This is a genomic window from Pelagibacterium sp. H642 (assembly GCF_031202855.1).
Classification (GTDB): domain Bacteria; phylum Pseudomonadota; class Alphaproteobacteria; order Rhizobiales; family Devosiaceae; genus Pelagibacterium.
In genome coordinates this window covers 1,130,843-1,149,517 of the sequence record NZ_CP101829.1, presented here as the reverse complement: position 1 = coordinate 1,149,517, position 18,675 = coordinate 1,130,843, and the positions used below count along the sequence as shown (strand labels likewise).

Annotated in this window: 21 protein-coding genes and 1 tRNA gene; 8 read left to right on the top strand and 14 right to left on the bottom strand. The window is 62.5% G+C overall.

All coding sequences use genetic code 11. The features are described 5' to 3' along the window. Position 1 precedes the first annotated feature (1 nt). The 3 genes from NO934_RS05670 to dapD all read right to left on the bottom strand — a co-directional run bounded on the left by NO934_RS05670 (position 2) and on the right by dapD (position 2,666). Positions 2–571, bottom strand: coding sequence for a hypothetical protein (locus NO934_RS05670; RefSeq protein WP_309162840.1), 570 nt, complete (start codon positions 569–571; stop codon positions 2–4). Positions 572–638: 67 nt separating this feature from the next. Continuing rightward, positions 639–1,811: a succinyl-diaminopimelate desuccinylase gene (gene dapE, locus NO934_RS05665; RefSeq protein WP_309162838.1), complete on the bottom strand. Its 1,173-nt coding sequence runs from the start codon at positions 1,809–1,811 to the stop codon at positions 639–641. Between the two features lie 9 nt (positions 1,812–1,820). Continuing rightward, the gene (gene dapD, locus NO934_RS05660) at positions 1,821–2,666 is read right to left on the bottom strand and encodes a 2,3,4,5-tetrahydropyridine-2,6-dicarboxylate N-succinyltransferase (protein ID WP_309162835.1); all 846 of its coding nucleotides are present in this window, start codon (positions 2,664–2,666) and stop codon (positions 1,821–1,823) included. Between the two features lie 121 nt (positions 2,667–2,787). Here dapD and NO934_RS05655 point away from each other — a divergent pair, with 121 nt between their 5' ends. Continuing rightward, the gene (locus NO934_RS05655) at positions 2,788–3,204 is read left to right on the top strand and encodes a DUF2267 domain-containing protein (protein WP_309162834.1); all 417 of its coding nucleotides are present in this window, start codon (positions 2,788–2,790) and stop codon (positions 3,202–3,204) included. Between the two features lie 1,410 nt (positions 3,205–4,614). Then, on the top strand, positions 4,615–5,463 hold the full coding sequence (locus NO934_RS05650) for an LOG family protein (RefSeq protein ID WP_375143275.1): 849 nt from the start codon (positions 4,615–4,617) through the stop codon (positions 5,461–5,463). A 50-nt stretch (positions 5,464–5,513) separates the two neighbouring features. On the opposite strand, the gene NO934_RS05645 is transcribed toward NO934_RS05650, so the two are convergent. The 5 genes from NO934_RS05645 to argB form a co-directional block, all read right to left on the bottom strand. Beyond that, positions 5,514–6,776 carry a hypothetical protein gene (locus tag NO934_RS05645; RefSeq protein ID WP_309162833.1) on the bottom strand — a complete coding sequence of 421 codons (1,263 nt, stop codon included), beginning with the start codon at positions 6,774–6,776 and terminating at the stop codon, positions 5,514–5,516. A gap of 149 nt (positions 6,777–6,925) precedes the next feature. Next, positions 6,926–7,630, bottom strand: coding sequence for a pyrimidine 5'-nucleotidase (locus tag NO934_RS05640; RefSeq protein ID WP_309162832.1), 705 nt, complete (start codon positions 7,628–7,630; stop codon positions 6,926–6,928). 50 nt (positions 7,631–7,680) lie between these two features. Further along, entirely contained in the window at positions 7,681–7,941 is a 261-nt protein-coding gene (locus tag NO934_RS05635) for a DUF2442 domain-containing protein (RefSeq protein ID WP_309162830.1), read from the bottom strand. Then, positions 7,916–8,167 carry a DUF4160 domain-containing protein gene (locus NO934_RS05630; RefSeq protein WP_309162828.1) on the bottom strand — a complete coding sequence of 84 codons (252 nt, stop codon included), beginning with the start codon at positions 8,165–8,167 and terminating at the stop codon, positions 7,916–7,918. Before NO934_RS05630 ends, NO934_RS05635 begins: the two co-directional genes overlap by 26 nt. Before the next feature lie 5 nt (positions 8,168–8,172). Next, positions 8,173–9,063 (bottom strand): acetylglutamate kinase, encoded by an 891-nt coding sequence (argB, locus tag NO934_RS05625; protein WP_309162825.1) that lies wholly within the window; start codon positions 9,061–9,063, stop codon positions 8,173–8,175. A 159-nt stretch (positions 9,064–9,222) separates the two neighbouring features. On the opposite strand from argB, the gene msrB reads away from it, so the two are divergent. Continuing rightward, a complete protein-coding gene (gene msrB / locus NO934_RS05620; protein WP_309162823.1) occupies positions 9,223–9,705 on the top strand; it encodes a peptide-methionine (R)-S-oxide reductase MsrB in 483 nt (160 codons plus the stop codon). Positions 9,706–9,781: 76 nt separating this feature from the next. Next, positions 9,782–10,486: a type 1 glutamine amidotransferase gene (locus tag NO934_RS05615; RefSeq protein WP_309162822.1), complete on the top strand. Its 705-nt coding sequence runs from the start codon at positions 9,782–9,784 to the stop codon at positions 10,484–10,486. On the opposite strand, the gene yihA is transcribed toward NO934_RS05615, so the two are convergent. The 4 genes from yihA to rpmH all read right to left on the bottom strand — a co-directional run bounded on the left by yihA (position 10,483) and on the right by rpmH (position 13,504). Beyond that, positions 10,483–11,103 (bottom strand): ribosome biogenesis GTP-binding protein YihA/YsxC, encoded by a 621-nt coding sequence (gene yihA / locus NO934_RS05610; protein ID WP_309163657.1) that lies wholly within the window; start codon positions 11,101–11,103, stop codon positions 10,483–10,485. The genes NO934_RS05615 and yihA overlap by 4 nt on opposite strands. 61 nt (positions 11,104–11,164) lie before the next feature. Beyond that, complete coding sequence (gene yidC, locus NO934_RS05605; RefSeq protein ID WP_309162821.1) at positions 11,165–12,976, bottom strand: membrane protein insertase YidC; 1,812 nt, start codon at positions 12,974–12,976, stop codon at positions 11,165–11,167. After that, positions 12,973–13,326 (bottom strand): ribonuclease P protein component, encoded by a 354-nt coding sequence (gene rnpA, locus NO934_RS05600; protein ID WP_309163656.1) that lies wholly within the window; start codon positions 13,324–13,326, stop codon positions 12,973–12,975. The genes yidC and rnpA overlap by 4 nt, the downstream gene beginning before the upstream one ends. A 43-nt stretch (positions 13,327–13,369) precedes the next feature. Then, positions 13,370–13,504 carry a 50S ribosomal protein L34 gene (gene rpmH, locus NO934_RS05595; RefSeq protein ID WP_309162820.1) on the bottom strand — a complete coding sequence of 45 codons (135 nt, stop codon included), beginning with the start codon at positions 13,502–13,504 and terminating at the stop codon, positions 13,370–13,372. A 260-nt stretch (positions 13,505–13,764) separates the two neighbouring features. Here rpmH and NO934_RS05590 point away from each other — a divergent pair, with 260 nt between their 5' ends. The 4 genes from NO934_RS05590 to NO934_RS05575 all read left to right on the top strand — a co-directional run bounded on the left by NO934_RS05590 (position 13,765) and on the right by NO934_RS05575 (position 17,235). Continuing rightward, positions 13,765–15,183 (top strand): NAD(P)/FAD-dependent oxidoreductase, encoded by a 1,419-nt coding sequence (locus NO934_RS05590; protein WP_309162819.1) that lies wholly within the window; start codon positions 13,765–13,767, stop codon positions 15,181–15,183. Between the two features lie 26 nt (positions 15,184–15,209). Continuing rightward, positions 15,210–16,646 carry a HAMP domain-containing sensor histidine kinase gene (locus NO934_RS05585; RefSeq protein ID WP_309162818.1) on the top strand — a complete coding sequence of 479 codons (1,437 nt, stop codon included), beginning with the start codon at positions 15,210–15,212 and terminating at the stop codon, positions 16,644–16,646. Positions 16,647–16,765: 119 nt separating this feature from the next. Continuing rightward, a tRNA-Arg gene (locus tag NO934_RS05580) sits at positions 16,766–16,842 on the top strand. A 117-nt stretch (positions 16,843–16,959) separates the two neighbouring features. Beyond that, a complete protein-coding gene (locus NO934_RS05575) occupies positions 16,960–17,235 on the top strand; it encodes a DUF2277 domain-containing protein (RefSeq protein WP_309162817.1) in 276 nt (91 codons plus the stop codon). Between the two features lie 59 nt (positions 17,236–17,294). Here NO934_RS05575 and NO934_RS05570 read toward each other — a convergent pair whose 3' ends face one another. Both NO934_RS05570 and NO934_RS05565 read right to left on the bottom strand, forming a co-directional pair. Beyond that, on the bottom strand, positions 17,295–17,879 hold the full coding sequence (locus NO934_RS05570) for a hypothetical protein (RefSeq protein WP_309162816.1): 585 nt from the start codon (positions 17,877–17,879) through the stop codon (positions 17,295–17,297). 238 nt (positions 17,880–18,117) lie between these two features. Next, positions 18,118–18,543: a cytochrome c gene (locus NO934_RS05565; RefSeq protein WP_309162814.1), complete on the bottom strand. Its 426-nt coding sequence runs from the start codon at positions 18,541–18,543 to the stop codon at positions 18,118–18,120. Positions 18,544–18,675 lie beyond the last annotated feature (132 nt).

Here is an 18,675-nt window from a genome sequence, read left to right as displayed (position 1 = left end):
CTCAAAGCTCCGGGGTGGGCGCCGGGCCGTAGATCGCCCCGACCGCGAGCAACGCGATCATCATGCCGATGGTCTGGACGACGATGAGCATGACGATCTGTCCCGCCTTCATGCCCACCACCAGCCGCGCATTGTTGATCCGGGCCAGAAAGCCGATGACGACGGCAAGGATGAGGATCAATTCCGCGCTGAAGGTGACCAGGGCCACGACGGCAAGGATCACCGAAACGATGGCGTTGACCCAGTTTTCCACGGTAACGAAGGCGACGAAACGGTCGGTCAGCCCCGTCAGCCGCAGCACCACCCACGATGCACTCATGATGCCGGCATAAAGCAGCGCGTTCTGAACCAACGCGGCAAAGGTCGAGCCGCCCGCGCCCGCCGGCGCCACCAGGGCCGAAAAGAGGAAGGTGACGACCAGCGACGCTAAAAGCGCGATAAAGCTCGAAGCCAGCCCGCGCAGGTCGGTGAAGAAATAGCCCGGCGCGTCACGCCGGCCGATGATCAGGCGCCAGCATCCGACAACCGCGGAGCGGGTTTCCTCCATAAGGGTGGGCTGGGGTTGCGACACGAACATCGATCCTAAAGGGCGTTGACCAACATGTAGAGGGCGATGGGCGATCCGGCAAGCGAGGCGATCATTGCGCCCCCCGCGACAGGAAGGCCTCGGTATAGCGCGCATAGAACCCGGCCAGCCGTTCCACATCGGCCACCGGCACGCGCTCGTTGACCTGATGCATGGTGGCGCCCACCAGCCCGCATTCGACCACCGGGCAATATTGCGAAATGAAGCGGGCGTCCGATGTGCCCCCGATCGTTGAAAGCTGCGGCCGGATGCCGTTATGGGCCTCCATCACATCGCACAGATGAGCCACATGGCCCTCGGGCGGCGAGATGAAGCAACGCGAGACCGGCCCGATCTGTTCGAACCCGATCGTCGTACCGCGCGCATCGACCGCGCCGAGCCGTTTGTGGATTTCGGCCAGCAGCGTTTCGCCGGTCCAGTTGTCGTTGAACCGCACGTTGAACCGCAGGCTCGCCTGCTCGGGAATGACGTTGGCGGTGGGGTTGCCGGCATCGATCGAGGTGACTTCGAGATTGGTCGGCTGAAAATGTGCCGTGCCCTCGTCGAGCGGCACATAGAGCGCACGGGCGATTTCCGCCACCACCGGCATGGGATTGTTGGCGCGCTGCGGATAGGCGACGTGCCCCTGCTTGCCGGTGACGGTGATCCGGCCCGAAACCGATCCCCGCCGGCCGATCTTGATCGAATCCCCGAAGGTCTCGAACGAGGAGGGCTCGCCCACGATGGAGAAATCGAACCTTTCGCCCCTGGCATCGGCCCATTCGAGGATCTTCCTGGTGCCGTTGACCGCGTCGGCTTCCTCGTCATTGGTGATGGCCAGAGAGACCGTGCCGTTTTCCAGCGCGCCGGAATGAACGAGTTCGGCCATTGCCCCGCAAAAGGCGGCGACCCCGCTTTTCATGTCGGTCGCCCCGCGCCCCCACATCATCCCGTCGACGATCTCGCCCGAGAACGGATCATGCGTCCAGGCCGCGATATCGCCCGGCGGCACCACGTCGGTGTGGCCGGCAAACAGCAGGTGCGGCCCGCTACTGGCCGAGCCCTTGCGCGTGGCGTAAAGATTGTCGACCGGATAGGAGCCGTCGCCTTCGAATTTCAGCCGCGTGCAGTTAAAGCCGAGCGGGGCGAGAAAGGCTTCGAGCACGTCCAGCACGCCGTCCTCGACGGGCGTGATCGACGGGCGCCGGATGAGATCGGCCAAAAGCGATACGGCGGGGTGCGTCATGGTCCGGGCTTAATCGCGCAGCAGGTCATTGATCGAGGTCTTGGACCGGGTCTTTTCATCGACCCGCTTGACGATCACCGCGCAGTAGAGATTGGGGCCGGGCGTGCCGTCGGGCAGGGGCTTGCCCGGCATGGAACCGGACACCACCACCGAATAGGGCGGCACCTTGCCGTAGAACACCTCGCCGGTGGTCCGGTCGATGATCTTGGTGGATTGGCCGATGAAGACGCCCATGGAGATGACCGAGCCTTCGCCGACCACAACGCCTTCGACGATTTCCGAACGCGCGCCGATAAAGCAATGATCCTCGATGATCACCGGGCCGGCTTGCAAGGGCTCGAGCACGCCGCCAATGCCCACGCCGCCGGAAAGGTGCACATGCTTGCCGATCTGGGCGCACGAGCCCACCGTCACCCAGGTGTCGACCATGGTGCTCTCGTCCACATAGGCGCCCAGATTGACGAAGGACGGCATCAGGATGGCGTTCTTGCCGATAAAGGCCGAGCGGCGCACGATGGCGCCGGGGACGGCGCGGAAACCGGCCTGGCGGAACTGGTCTTGGCCCCAACCTTCGAACTTGGAGGGCACCTTGTCCCACCAGTTGGCTCCGCCCGGACCGCCGGGGATGGCTTCCATGTCGTTGAGGCGGAAGCTTAAAAGCACGGCCTTTTTGAGCCACTGGTTGACCACCCACTCGCCATCCGCACCCTTTTCGGCCACCCGCGCCTCACCCGAATCGAGCAGCCCGAGCGCCGTGTTGACGGCGTCGCGGACTTCGCCCTGGGTCTGGTAATTGACGGTGTCGCGCGCCTCGAATGCGGCATCGATGGTTGCGGCAAGCTCGCTCATGGACATGGGGAGTGTTGGCCTTCTAGAGTCTAGGGGAAGGAGAATTCGGCGCGGACCATAGCCCAAGCATTGGGGGGACGGAACCCTCAATCGCCGGGGCCCATGCCCACAGTTGAGGAGCCCGACGATGACGCGCCCCATGATCTACCAGCACGCCACCGAGGATTTCGAGGCCTATCTCACCGACGCCCGCGATCGGCTCGATACACCCTCGCGCAATGTGGCCTATACGGCGACCGATGGGGTGTTCCAGGTGTTCAGGGCGCGGCTCGATCCTCAGGATGCCTTGCGTTTCGCCGACCTGCTACCCGCCGTGCTGCGGGCCATCTTCGTTGCCAACTGGAACCTTGATGACCGCCGGCCCTGGACCGATCGCCCGACACTCACCCGCGAGGTGCAACTGGTCCGACAGCACCACAATTTCTCCCCCGATACGGTCATCGCCGATGTCGCATGGGCGCTGCGGCGGCATGTGGATGAACCCGCATTCGACAAGCTCGTCGCAACCCTTGGCGCCGAGGCGCAGGAATTCTGGGCGCCTTGAGGCGCGCTCAATCCCCGCACGCGCCGCTCGCTGTGGGGCCGAAGACGGAGTAATGCCCTGCCTCACCCCCACCGGTGTCGCCCCTAGCTTGACCCGGGGTAAGGTATGCCGCCGCTCCCGGCTCTTTCTCCCGCCTCCCTCTCGTCACCTTCGTCTCCGGATCAAGTCCGGGGACGAAGGCGATAACGACAGAGAGGCTTGAGTCCACGAGCGAAGAGACTCTTGCCGTAAGGCTTCCCCAGAACTCCTTCTCCCCTTGAGGGAGAAGGTGGATCGCCCGAAGGGCGAGACGGATGAGGGGTGCGCTGAGCTTCACCAATCACCGCCGGTGGCCGCTGATATGCTGAGCCCCCCTCATCCGACCGCTTCGCGGCCACCTTCTCCCACCAGGGGAGAAGGGTAAGAGGGAAAACACAACACCGTGCTTTTTATCCCCAACGCTCCCCCAAGAGCCCCTTCTCCCCTGGTGGGAGAAGGGCCGGGGATGAGGGGGGCGCTGAGCTTGCGTCATCGCAAGAGCCGAGAACGGCGCGCATACCTTGCCCCGGGTCAAGCTCGGGGTGACACGTTGGAGGTGAGGGTAGGACGCTGCCCCATCTCCGACTCTCACCACGCTCCATTGTCGAGGTCTCCGGCAGCCCAACTGCTTATCCCCACCATCACCCCACCCCCAACCGTCATCCCGGCCTTGAGCCGGGATCCAGTACACTCAGCGCCTGAGCCCAAGCCGCAACGTTCCCCCAGGAGCCCCCTTCTCCCCTGGTGGGAGACTTCGAACCGTCCTTTGGCCAATCGTGCCGGTGGCACGATTGGAGGTGAGAAGGCCATGAGAGCTACGCTCGAATGGCAGGGGATGAGGGGGGCGCTGAGCTTCCACGAACACCGGCGCAAAAAACTTATCCCCGCCCCCTGCGCTTGCCCCATACTCCCCCTCACGACCCCGCGCATATGGACGCAAGCGCTACGAACGTTTGGGCGGGATCGGTTCGGGTCCGTTGGGAGTCGTCCCAGCGGAGGCCCAAAGCGGACAGATGGCCGGATGTGGATAAAAGGTGTGAGCGGACCACCAATCCAATCACTCCCACGTCGAACCGGGGAAACCCGGAGGGGCAGCGGGAAATCATCGGCAACGGTGGTTTCCCAACAACCCCCAGCCCGAGAAGCCGCCATAAGCCCAAAATCCCGGACGCATGGGGCGATGGAAGCTTCATACTAAAACTAACTGTGCGGAGCGTTCATCGCCCCATGCCGTCTATCCATCAGCAGCAAACCGAGGTCCATGGCCGTCGGGCGGCTCGTCGTGCTTAAACCGGAACCAAACAAATCCGTTTTCCCTTGGAAAAACCGCCATCCCCGCTTAACACCGGGCCTGTAGCTATGAGCCGCGTCGCGACAAACAAGGAGCCTGCCATGGGCCGCAAACGCCATTCCTCTCTGCGCTCGTCCCAAGAGGATATGGAAGCAGTCCGCCATTCGCCGCAAACACCCCAGACGCAGTCTCCGGCCTATCGGTTGGCCTTTGCCGATGAGGAGTTCCTGACCAGTGAGGATTTGCGCGGGGTCCGGTTTCAGCTCGAATATCAGAAGATCGAGACGCGCCTGCGCGAGGCCGGCGTCAATTCAACCGTCGTCCTGTTCGGCGGCGCGCGCATTCCCGAGCCCGGCAAGCCCGCCTGGGCGGCCAAGACCGATATCGCGAAAGCCAATCTGGAAAAGAATTCGGTCTATTACGACGAGGCCCGGCGCTTTGCCCGATTGGCTTCGCTGACCTCGAAAACCACCGGTTTTTCCGAATATGTCGTGGCGACGGGCGGCGGACCCGGCGTGATGGAGGCAGGCAACCGCGGAGCCGCCGATGTCGGCGCGCCCTCGATCGGCTACAACATCGTGCTGCCGCACGAGCAGGCGCCCAATCTCTATGTCACGCCGCAGTTTTCCTTCAACTTCCACTATTTCGCGACGCGCAAAATCCACTTTCTGATGCGCGCCCGGGTAGTCGCCATCTTCCCCGGTGGCTTCGGCACCATGGACGAGTTTTTCGAGGCGCTGACCCTGATCCAGACCGGACGCATGGAGCGCATCCCGCTGCTGCTGTTCGGCAAGGCGTTCTGGAACCGGGTCATCAACCTCGAGGCGCTGGCCGAGGAGGGCACGATTTCGCCCGACGATTTCAAGCTGTTTTCGTTCGTCGATACCGCCGATGAAGCCTGGGACATCGTGCGCCAGACCTACGATCTCCCCGAGGTCGTTCACCCCTAGAAGTAGGATCGATAGTGGAAAGGCGCGGCCTTGCGGCCGCGCCCGAACGTTTATTCGGCCGGTGCGGCCTCGTCATTTGCCGAAATGCGCAGGTTGAGCATATCGACCAGAACGAAGGGATCGGCCTCGATTTCGGCGGCGCGCGCTTCGAATTCGGAGAAGGCGATCGGCTCGGCCGGTTCGGCCGAAATGGTGAAGTTCTGCGGATCGGCGATGAAGGTGTTGACCGCCGAGGTCACCATCGCCTTGAAATCCTCGTCCTCCACCTCGGCCAGCGTCATGGGCACCATGAATTGCAGGCCGGCCTTGAAGGTTTCCCCATCGACGCCCTGCTGCGCTCCGACGAATTCCAGGGTCTTGTTGAACAGGGAGGCATCCTCATAGCGCAGCGAGCCATCGCCCAGTGCGACATCGGCCATATGGGCCATCATCGCCTCATCGAACTGAGCCATCTGCTCTTCGCTCAATTCTTCTCCAGCCTCGGCCATTTCGGCGAGCTTGAGGTTGAGCTTCATCATCTCTTCGTAGAGTTCGGTCGTATAGCCTTCCAGCGTCATGGCCAGGCGCAAGGTGGCCAATTCGTCCACGATGAACGACATGTCCTCGATTTCCAGGGTGCCGGTCTCGGGCCACCAGGTGCCCAGCCCGTCCATGGAAGCACTGAACTGCTCGAGCCCGAACGCCTCGATCACCGGTTGGGCTTCGGGATCTTCGATCGCGCTCAGGTCGGCCCGGATACCGTCCACCGAATAGCCGCTGCGGTAGCCGCCCTCGGCATCGGGCTCTTCGATCCAGATCTCCATGGTGTCGACGGCAAAGAACTCGGTGCCGTCCGTTCCGCTCACCGTGAGCGGGCCGGCGGAGAACCGGTCGTAAAGCTCGAAGCCGATCTCGAGCGCGGCATCCAGGTTCACTTCGGCCGGCAGCACGATGCCTTCGGCGACGATATTGGCGAAGCTGAGGGAAATGCCTTCTTCCTCATCGGTATAGTCGATATCGGCGATGGTCGCCAGCTCGGCGGTGAACCCGCCCTCGGGCGTTTCGACAACGCCTTCGAAGACCACTTCACCAGGAACCTCGGTGGGCTCATCTTCGCCCGGCACTGCGAAGGTGAAGCCGGAAATCGTCACCGTATCGCCCTCGGCGGTCGCCGAGCCGTAACTGAACGAGAGGCCCATGAGCTTGCTCGTCTCGACCAGCCTGTCGGCGAATGCCGTGGCATCCTGCGCCAGGGCGCCATGCGCTCCGATCACGACGAAAGCGGCTGTGGCGAGTGTGGTACGCGAGACGGTGTTGAGCATGATGGTCCCCATAAGGTTCGGCCCTCCCGGCCGGTCGATGACACGAAGTCGTTTATAGCATTGCCGCGCGAGACGGCCAGCGCCAAGGGTAATGCGCGAGCATGACTTTTCGATCACGCCAATCGGGCGAAAAAGCGTCGGCAGCCGATCCGGCCAGGGCGTCAGCGGCAGCGCTTGAGGAATGCGGCCAGATCATCGGTGACGTGGTGGACGTGGACATGAGCATCTCCACGCCCCAACTCCCAGGCGTCGCATTGCTCATGAGCGAACCCGGCACCTGCCACAACCTGCACAGTGGCCATGCCGATGGCGTGGGGGACGCGCAGGTTCTTTTCGAGATCGTCGAACATGATGGCGCGCCTGGGGTCTACCCCATGGGCGGCGAGAAAATCGGAATAGGCGATTTCGAGCGGCTTGGGCTGGTATCTGGCGGCCTTGATGTCGAAGATGCCTTCGAACAATCCCGCCGCGCCAAGCCGCTCCAGCACGGCTTCGGCATGGGCGGTGCTGCCATTGGTGAAGATGAACTTGCGCCCCGGCAGCTCGGCGATCGCCTCGACCAGTTCGGGATGGGCGAGAACCGGCGAGTAATCGATGGCGTGGACCGTTGCGAGATAATGCTCGGGATCGATGGCGAAGGTCTGCATCAATCCGTTGAGCGTGGTGCCGTGATCGCGGTAATAGGCCTTCTGCATCTCGCGCGCCGCCTCGAAATCGAGCCGCGTGACATTCATCACATATTGGGTGATGAGTGTATCGATCTGGGCGAACAGATTGCACTCACGCGGGTAGAGCGTGTTGTCGAGATCGAACACCCAGTCGGTGATATGCTCGAAAGCCAGGGCAGGCGGGGTCATCTGGTTCATGACCCCATTATGCCGCAAATCGATGAATGGGAAATGACTTTCAGCGTCAGTTACGCCGCCTCGTCGGACTTGGCGGGACGCGTGCCGTCGCCACGCCCAGCCAACAGGCCGGCGATGGAGATATCCTCGTCGAGTTGCTCCCAATGGAGGCCGCGCGAACTCAACTCGACGGCGGCGCGTTGCTCGGGCGTGGCGTGGAGCAGGCGCGGAAACCAGGCGAGCGGTGCACCTATGGTGCGGCCGTCGGAAAGCGTAACCCAAAGCGAGTCGTCATCACAATGCGCGCTAGTCGGTCGTACCGAAGAATGCATTCCATGCCCTGTCGATTTCGGTCCTGCGGCTTTCGATGATTACGAGCAATTCCCGCAGGGTCTTTGCATCAAAGCCGTCATTATAGGCCACGATAACCTCCGGCCAAAGCCAGAACTTGGCATCGGTTCCATCTTTGACCACATGAATATGGACAGGCTCGCGCGGGTCGCCTTCATTGGAGTAAAACAGAAAGCGGAACCCGCGGTAGCGGAAAACGACCGGCACGCTCCTTACCGCACCATCAGCGTACCCGCACCATGTTCGGTGAAGAGTTCGAGCAGCACCGAGTGGGGGGTCTTGCCGTTGACGATCACCACGCCTTCCACGCCCCGGTCGAGCGCTTCGATGCAGGTTTCGACCTTGGGGATCATGCCGCCCGAGATGGTGCCGTCGGCGATGAGCTGCTGGGCCTCGCGCACCGAAAGTTCGGGGATCAGCTCGCCCTGCTTGTCGAGCACGCCCGGAACGTCTGTCAAAAACAGCAGCCGCTTGGCGAACACGGCCCCGGCAATGGCGCCCGCGAAGGTGTCGGCGTTGATGTTGTAGGTATTGCCGTCCCGGCCGGGTGCGACCGGGGCGATGACCGGGATCATCTCCGAACGGGCGAGGAGATCGAGGAGCGTGCGGTCGATTTCGACGGGCTCGCCCACGAAGCCGAGATCGAGAATGCGCTCGATATTGGAGGCGGGGTCGAGATAGGTCTTCTTGGCCTTTTCGGCGAACACCATGTTGCCGTCCTTGCCGCAAAGTCCGATCGCCCATTCGCCCTCGGCATTGATGAGCGCCACGATCTCCTTGTTGATCGAGCCGGCCAGGACCATTTCCACGATCTCGACGGTGCGCTTGTCGGTGACGCGCAGCCCGCCTTCGAACTTCGATTCGATGCCGAGCTTTTTGAGCATTTCCCCGATCTGCGGGCCGCCGCCGTGAACCACGATGGGGTTGACGCCCGACTGCTTCAAAAGCGCCACGTCGCGCGCGAAGGCCTTGCCAAGCTCTGCGTCGCCCATGGCGTGGCCGCCATATTTGATGACGACGGTCTTGTTCTCATAACGCTGCATGAAGGGCAGCGCCTTGGTGAGTACTTCGGCGTCGTAGGCGTTTTCAAGTCCATCGGCCATGGGGCAGGGCAACTCCTCTCTCGGGGCAATTGCCTCTCTACCTCAATCGCGCCGGTCCTGAATAGTCCCGATCCACGTGCCGGAGCACGCAAGCTAACGTGGGGTTGATTGGACCGGCGCGGTCCAATGCAGGATAATGGAGAAACAGGAGTTCGATAAATGCTTGATCGCCGCACTTTCCTTTTCGCCGGTTCAGCGTTGGCTGGTGGCGCCGTTCTGGGGTTTGGACCGGCAACGCCGGCCGATCCGGGTGACTTTCCGTTCGAGTTGACCGATGCCGAGTGGCGCGAGCGGCTTAGCGAGGAGGAATATTATGTGCTGCGCGAGCATGGCACCGAATATGCCTTCTCCTCCCCGCTGGACAAATTCTATGAGCCGGGCACCTATCACTGCGCCGGGTGCGATCAGGCGCTTTATTCTTCGGACGTCAAATATGACAGCCGCACGGGTTGGCCGAGCTTTTGGGAAGCATTGCCCGGCGCGGTGGGCACATCGACCGACACGTCACTGATGATGGTGCGTACCGAATGCCATTGCTCCAATTGCGGTGGGCATTTGGGGCACATCTTCGATGATGGACCCGAACCGACCGGCAAGCGGCACTGCATCAACGGCGTGGCGCTCAAATTCGTCGCGGCTTGAACCCGAGCCAAGGGGATGGCTTGACGCGAACAGCGGCCTGCGGTTGGAATCGGGCGCCTTCCTTTCTGGTTCCAGCATGAAACTGACGATCATCGAAACCGGCTACGTGCCTGAACCCCTGCGTGCCCGGTTCAAATCCTATCCCGACATGTTCAATGCGATGTTCGAGCGCCATGGCGCGGGCATAAAGACCGATTTCGTTCCTGTTCTGGAAGGCGCTCCGCTTCCCGATCCGGCGGGGCTCGACAGCGTGTTGATTACCGGCTCCCCGGCCGGGGTTTACGACGATTTCGCCTGGATGAATCCGCTGCGCAATTTCATTCGCCGGGCATATCAGGCGCGCACCAGAATGGTGGGGATCTGCTTTGGCCATCAGATCATCGCCGACGCGTTGGGCGGCGATGTCCGTAAATCGGAAAAGGGCTGGGGACTGGGGCGACACACCTATGAGGTCGTGCCCTCGCGCCCCCATTTCGCGCCGGGGGCCGCTACTCTGTCGATCGCGTGCTCGCACCAGGATCAGGTGATCGCCCCACCACCGGCGGCGCGGGTCGTGCTGCGCTCGGCCTTCGCGCCCAATGCCGGGCTGCTCTACGATAATGGTGCGGCGCTGACGTTCCAGCCCCATCCCGAGTTCGACGACGATTACGCCAGTGCGCTCATCGATCTGCAGCGCGGCAATGTCGACCAGGAGACGCTCGAGGCCGCGCGCGCATCGATGAGCATGCGTTCCGATAGCGCGGTTCTGGCCAAGGCGATCAGCAACTTTTTGCTGGCCTAGAGACCTTCGCGAACGCGGGCGATCTCGGTGCGCAAAGCGTCGATCCCGGTGCCCTTCTCGCTCGATGTTACGATGATCTCCGGATGGGCCGCCGGGCGCTTGGCGATGAATTTGGCCGTGGCATCGATGACGCCGCCCAGGTCCTTTTCAATGAGCTTGTCAGCCTTGGTCAGAATGACCTGGTAGCTGACCGCCGCCTTGTCCAATTCGTTCATTACCGTGGCGTCATTGGCCTTGGGGCCGTGGCGGGCATCGACCAGCACATAGACGCGCCGCAGATTGGGGCGGCCGCGCAGGAACTGGTGGATGAGCTTGTTCCACTTTTCGACCGCTGGCTTAGGCGCCTTGGCAAAGCCGTAGCCGGGCATGTCGACCAGCCGGATGCCGCCCCATTCCGGCGCGAACAGGTTGAGCTCTTGCGTGCGGCCCGGCGTATTGGAAGTACGGGCCAATGTGGATTGTCCGACCAGCGCATTAATGAGCGAAGATTTGCCGACATTGGAGCGCCCGGCAAAGGCGACCTCCACGACGTCGTCGGCAGGCAGATCGGATACGCGCACGCAGCCCTTCAGGAACACCCAGGGGCGGGCAAACAAGAGCCGTACGGTTTCGGGCAGGTCGGTCATTGGCAGGGTGTCCAAAAGAAAGGGCCGGTTTCCCGGCCCTTGTTCGTTTTCGTTATTCGGCGGCCTTGGGCTTGCGCTTGAACGAATTGCGGATGTTGCCCAGAAGGTCGACCTCCACCCCGTGCCGCTTCATGATCACCCATTGCTGGACGATCGAGAGGAAGTTGTTCCAGGCCCAATAGATCACAAGACCAGCCGGGAAGCCTGCGAGCATGAAGGTGAAGATCACCGGCATCCAGTTGAAGATGATCGCCTGGGTGGGATCGGCCGGAGGCGGGTTCAACCGCATCTGCACCCACATGGTGACGCCCATGATCAGCGGCCAGATGCCCAGCATCAGGAACGGGCCGATGACCGGCACGACAGAGGGATCGTAAGGCAGCAGGCCGAAAAGGTTGAAGACCGAGGTGGGATCGGGCGCCGCAAGATCCTGAATCCAGCCAAAGAACGGGGCGTGCCGCATTTCAATGGTGACGAACAGAACCTTATAGAGCGCAAAGAACACCGGGATCTGAATGAGGATCGGCCAGCAGCCGGCCACCGGGTTGATCTTTTCGGTCTTGTAGAGCTCCATCATCGCCTGCTGCTGGGCAGCACGGTCGTCCTTATACTTCTCCTGGATCTCCTTCATCTTGGGCTGAACGCGCCGCATATTGGCCATCGAGGCATAGCTCTTGTTGGCCAGGGGGAAGAAGATCGCCTTGACGATGACGGTCACCGCCAAAATGGCGAGGCCGAAATTGCCCAGAAGTTCATAGAGCCAGCGGATGGCCAGGAACATGGGGTAGGTGATGAAGTGCAGCCAGCCCCAGTCGATCAAGAGATCGAACTGTTCGATGCCATAGGCTTGGGCGTAGCCCGAGAGGATCGATTCCACCTTGGCGCCGGCAAAGACTCGGCTCTGATGGCTGGCACCGCCCCCAGCAGGCACCACGACCGGCTGCTCGGTGATGAAATTGGCGCGATAATCGTTTCCGCTGGGGGTGTTGGTGCCGTAGTAGAAGCGGGCGTTGACCGCCTGGTCCTGGGGCGGGACGATTGCCGTCGCCCAATATTTATCGGTGAACCCGAGCCAGCCTCCGGTGGAGGTCATCGTCTGGTTTTCCTCGTCGCGAAGGGAGTTGTAGCCCCTCTCGATGAGATTGCCGCCCAGAACGCCGATCGGGCCTTCGTGCAGGATGAAGAAATTCTGCGTTTGCGGGGTGTAGAGCCGCGCCACGCGCGAATAGGGGAAGAGCGACACATCGCCCGCGCCGGTGTTTTCCACGCTCTGGTCGACGGTGAACATGTAGTTCTCGTCGACGCTGATCGTGCGGCGGAAGATGAGCCCCTCGCCATTTTCCCAGGCGAGCGTTATGGGCGTATCGGCGGTCAGCGTTTCGCCGCTCTCAAGCGTCCATTCGGTCTGCCCGTCCGGCACGGCGACATTGCTTCCCGAGGGGGCGATCCAGCCCTGTTCGAGGTAATAGGGCTGGGGGGAGCCGACCGGAGAGAGCAGGGTGATGGTGGGGCTATCGGGATCAGGCGTTTCGTTGTAGCGGGTGAGGTGCAGATCATCGATGCGCGCGCCGGTCAGGCTGATCGAACCCGAAAGCGATCCTGTTTCGATAGCCACGCGGTCGGTCGCTGCCAGCGCCTCGTCTCGTGTCGCGAAAACCGTCATGTCGGCCGATGTCGCGGCCGCACCGTCTGTTCCTGGCGTCGCCAGATCGGCCGATTGCTCGGTTGCCTGCTGCTCGGCGGCCAGTTCGGCCTGGCGCTGGGCTTGCTCGAGTTGCGGGCCGGCGATGAAGAACTGCCATCCAAAGAGCACGATCATGCTCAGGACGACGGCCAGGATCATGTTGCGATTGTTTTCGTTCATGGCTTTGGATGTCCGCTGGGCGCTTGCGCCTGAGGTATATGGACGCGCTCGAGGGCTTTTCCAAGCTCCCGCGTCAGCGCGTCGAACGGTTGGGTGAGGCTTTCGCGCCGCCCGATCAACACATAGTCATGACCGGGCACAAGCCGGTCCGAACTCGCGCGCACCGCTTCGCGCAGGCGCCGCTTTATCCTGTTGCGTTCCGGTGCGTTGCCGGTCTTCTTGGTGACGGTGTATCCCACACCTGGAACCGGATCGGCAACGGCGACCGCCTGCAACACAAAGCCGCGCCTGGCAATTTTCTTGCCCCGCGCGGCTTTGAGAAACTGCGCCCGCTTTTTCAGGCGCCGCATCGGCAATGCCGGAATCTCCGGCACGTCGGTTCGAAACGCCGACTTAGGCCGAGAGCCGCTTGCGACCGAGCGCGCGGCGGCGATTGATGATCTTGCGGCCGTTCTTGGTCGCCATGCGGGCACGGAAGCCGTGACGGCGGGCGCGCACAAGATTGCTCGGCTGGAAAGTACGCTTCATTGATGGTCTATCGCGCGCTCGCCCGCGCGATCCTCTTGTTTGGCTATGCGTTAAATTCTGGGTTTTGCACAAAAAAGCATGAGACAAGCAGTCCCTGGCCATCGGCAAAGGTTGGCCGGCTTATAGGGAAAAGGTCTGCCCAAGTCAATTGCGCGGCGGGCACATTTGCATGAGCGCACGACCGCTGGCCAGCCGCCTTCCGCCGCGCTAAAAGCGGGGCGATAGAGCAGTCGGGATTCGAGACAGGTCAGGGCGGGCGCGTGGCGCGGGACGAGAGGATCGATCTTTGCATCATCGGAGCCGGCCCCGCCGGCATCGCCGCCGCTGAACAGGCCGCTGCGCGAGAGGCCCGCGTCGTGCTGGTCGAAGGCGGCGAGCTGGGGGGAGTGTCCCACAATTGGGGCTCCTTGCCTGCCCAGGCCCTGGCTGCTGCCGCCGAACGGGCGCACGCGATCCGCACCGCGCGGGATCTGGGCGTTGGCGCCGACGAGCCGCGCATCAACTTTGCCCGGGTCAACACCAGGATCCGCACCGCCATCGATGAAGCGAACCCCAATGTCTCGGCCGAGCACCTTGAAGCCCAGGGAATCGAAGTGGTGCGTGGACGCGCACGCTTTACCGGGCCGTCGGCGATCGAGGTCGAGGGGCGCGCGATCCGGGCTGCCAATTTTCTCGTTGCCACCGGATCGCGCCCCGTCGTGCCAACCGTTCCGGGGCTGGATGGCGTCCCCTACTTTACTCCCGAAACCATTTTCGAGGTGACGCGGCGCCCCAGCCATCTGATCGTTGTGGGCGGCGGCGCGACCGGTCTGGCGCTTGCCCAGTCCCACCTGCGGCTCGGCTGTCCGGTGACGCTGATCGAAATGCTCGAGCCGCTCGACGACCAGGACCCGGAAATGGCCCAGGCGGTGTTGCGGCGTCTGCGCGCCGAAGGGCTGGAAGTGCGCGAGCACACCGGCGTCGTGGCGATCTCTTCGGTCGCCGACGAGATTGCCGTGGACGTCAAGGCCGGCCCCAATGAGGATCGCATCGTGGGGTCCCATTTGCTGTTTGCCACCGGGCGCCGGCCTGATTTCGACGGGCTGGGGCTCGACGCGGCGAAGGTGCGCATGGCCGGCGACGTGCCCGCACTGGGCCGGTTCGGGCGCACGAGCAATCGGCGCATCTTCGTTGCCGGCGATGCGGCGGGGCAGGTTGGAACGCATGCGGCGCGTCACGGCGCCCACATGGCCGTCGATGCCATGATGGGGGGCCGTTCTGGCCATGGTGCCGTGGTGCCCCGCATCGTTCACATCCGTCCGGCCATTGCCTGGATCGGGATGACCGAGTCCGAGGCGCGGACGCGTCATGGCAACAAATTCGAAGTGGTGCGGGCCGGCTTTTCCCAGACCGATGCGGCCCATGCGCAAGCCGAGGCCAATGGCCACGTCAAAGTGCTGGTGGGGCCGCGCGGAACCATCTTGGGAGCCGGCATTGTCGGGCCGCATGCCGAGGAACTGATCGCGGTTCTCGCGCTCGCCATGTCCGGGAAGATGGGGTTGGACAAAATCGAACGGCTGGTCGTGCCGCATCCGTCATTTTCGCAGGCGATCGCGCTTGCGGCTGCTCAATATGCGCGCACCCGTGGCGGAAACGCCCGCTCAGGTTGGCGCGCTGCGCTTAAGCGTTTGTTGCCATAGGCAAAATCGGGCTGTACTCTTTAGCCATGACACGGGACATCGCCAAGGTGCCGGGCCCTCTGACCGGTCTCTCCGTCAAGTTGATCACGGCGATCGCGCTGGTCATCGTCCTTGTGCAGATTGCCACCTTCCTGCCGTCGCTCGCCAATTACCGTATCGGCTGGCTCGAGGACCGGCTGCGCGTCGGTGGGGTGGCGATAAGGGTCTTCGATGCGGTTCCAGACGTCATGGATCTGCCGGTCGAGATCACCGATCCGCTGCTGCAGTCGGCAGGTGCCATCGCCATCGTCTACCGGCGCGAGGGGCAGACCGACCTGATCGTCCTCGATGCCATCACCATGCCCGAGCAGACCCATCTCGCCGATCTACGCGAGACCAATCCGATGATGTCCATCGTCGCCGCGCTCGATACGCTCGCCTTTGGCGGCCAGCGCACGCTGCGCATCGTCGGCCACCCGCCGGGGACCAGCGATGCCGTGGTGGAAGTGCTCATGCCGGAAAATCCGCTCAGGGCCGACCTTGTGACCTATGCCACCAACATTGCCCTGGTTTCGATCGTCATTGCCGGGGTCACCGCCTTCGTCATCTATATTCTGACCGAAAGCCTCTTGATCGGGCCCATCAAGCGGCTGACCGCCGCCATGCTGGCCTTCCGTGAAAATCCGGAAAACGGCACGCTGGTGATCGTGCCCGACCAAACACGCCGGGACGAAGTGGGCATTTTGGAGAGAGCCCTTTCCGATACCCAGGCCGAACTCTTTGCCATGCTGCGTCAGCGCCGGCACCTCGCCGATCTGGGCATGGCGGTTTCCAAGATCAATCACGATCTGCGCAATATGCTCACCTCGGCCCAGCTCTTGTCGGACCAGGTGGCCAATCTCGACGACCCGCAGGTGCAAAGGCTGGCACCCCGGCTGGTCAACACGCTCGACAAAGCCATCGCCTTCGCCCAGACCGTGCTCGACTACGGCCGCCAGCAATCCAATCCGCCCCGGCCTCAGCCTGTCGACCTGCGTGCCCTGGGGTTTGAGGCGGCGCTCTCGGCGGGCGCGACCGGCCACCCGCGCATCATTTTCGACAATAAGGTTCCCGATGATCTTGTGATCTCGGTGGACCCGGACCATCTGGCGCGGGTTCTGGTGAACCTGTTCAAAAACGCCCGTGAAGCGCTGGAAGCTGCCGGCACGACCATTTCAAGGCCCGAGATCGGGTTTGCGGCCATGGCGGGCGAAGAAAATATCAGGCTGCTGGTTTCCGACAACGGGCCCGGCCTGCCGCCGCGCGCCCGGGAAAATCTTTTCGTGGCCTTTGAAGGGTCCGCCAAGGCCGGCGGCACCGGATTAGGGCTGGCTATCGCGCGCGAACTGGTGGAGGCCAATGGCGGCTCCATCGAACTCGTCGACGACGGAGAGGGTACTGTCTTTGCGATAGATCTTCCGCTCGGCGCGGGCGAGCGGCGTTAGGTGACAATTTCGTCGAAAACTTGCATCCGTTGCCCTTGCAATGGCTGCCAACCTCCTATAAGCGTTGCGCCTGCCGATCGGGGCTGATGCTTCCGACTGCGTAACCGCACCGGCACCGCGCGCCCGTAGCTCAGCTGGATAGAGCACCAGACTACGAATCTGGGGGTCAGAGGTTCGAATCCTTTCGGGCGCGCCATTCTCTTTTCTGAAATCGCTTGCTCGCAGATTTCGCGTTCGGCGGGACTGTTCGCCTTGCGTTGCATCGCTATCGATCCGGTGCGACAGTGGACTGTCCGTGATGGAGGAGAAGTTCATGTGCCGCAACATCAAGCCGCTTTTCAACTTCGAGCCGCCGGCCACCAAAAACGAGATGCATGACGCCGCCCTCCAGTTCGTGCGCAAGATCTCGGGGTCCACGCGACCGTCACAGGCCAATGAAGCTGCATTTTATGAAGCGGTGGAGGAGATCGAGCGATCCGTGCGCAAGCTGTTGACGGCGCTCGATACCAAAGCGCCACCCAAGAACCGTGAGATCGTCGCTGCCAAGGCGCGCGAACGCGCCAAATTGCGGTACGCGCGTCCCACGTGATCGGATTCCCATCGACGGGCAGTTCGGCTCGCCGCACGAGCGTGTGACGAGCCGATGAATTATTGATCCGCGGAAGTATCCTCAGTGGCGTCGTCGACCGGGGCTTCGGGAGTGGCTTGGCCTTCTGTAGCAAGCTCGTTTTCGCCGGCTTCCGCATCGGTGCCTGCAGCGTCGACGTCGCCGTCATCAATGAAGATGGTCAATGATCCATCGCCTTGCACCCAGAGCGCAGCGACATCCTCGACAGTGTGACCGGCTTCTTCAAGAGCGGCGGAGATGTGGGAGTTGGCCGCGATCGCAGCCTGCATCTCGGAGATATCGGCCTGATCGCCCGGCACGCTCACCGTATATTCGTCGGCCGTTTCGGTGGCTTCTTCCTGCAGCGCGGAAAGCGGTACGATTTCGATCTCGGTATCAGCCGTCACCGCTGACAGGTCGGCCTCGGCCATGCTTTGCAAGGCGGCGTTCAGATCATCATAGGTGAACGCGCCGCCTTCGGCGTCATCGTTCGCGCCGGGACCCGCATCGTCCGCATTTCCGGCGTCCATTGCAGCAGACGCATCGCCGGCATCCTGGGCCGATGCGATCAAGGGCACTGAAAGGGCGAGCGTCACGCTCAGGGCAAGTACAGAAAGCCTATTCATTTTATCCTCCGCTTGGGTTGATTGGTCCCACCTCGGAGATCAAACGCGTGCCTCGCGCCCCGGTTGCAAAGCGCTGGAGGTGTTGGCGGCATCAGCGGAGATGAAATTGCCCTCGGACGCGCTAAAGAGGAGGCCGACAGGAATGTCGGCCAAGCATGTACCCTGCGGGCTGGCAGTCATGAGGGGGAGGTCGGCGCCAAGCGACATCCCCGGATTTGTAGATCGATTGCCTGAGTCTTTACTCGGCGTCCTCGGCCGGATTTTCCGGCGGCGCGCTGCGGCGCATTTCGACCGAACGGGGCAGAACGATGCCGTAGTCGTTCTCCCAGGAGTTGCGGATATAGGTCGCGACCGCCGCGATCTCCTGATCCGAAAGGATTGGAGCAAAAGCCGGCATGCCGTGGTCGGTGGCCCCGAACAGGATCTGATAGATCACTGCCGAGCGCCCTTCGACAACGCTGCTGCCGACAAGGGCTGGTCCGCCGCCCCCTTCTCCCTCCACGCCGTGGCAAGCGGCACAGTTGTTTGCGTAAACCGTCTCGCCCTCTTCCATGAGCAGGGCCAGCGATTCCTCGTCATTGGCCAATTCCTGTGTCCAGGCGGAGCCAGTCATGAGGCCCGCCGCCAGGATCGCGGCCAATCCGATTCCAATCTGCTTTTTCAATTTAATCCTCCTCCGATAGTACTCAAGCTTTAGCCGGGTTTGCTAAGTTGACTTTGATGGTCAACAAAGCGGTAGTCCTCGGCATCAATGATGCGCGCACGGTATGCTTTCGGCAACTCCTCTTTTTTTCTC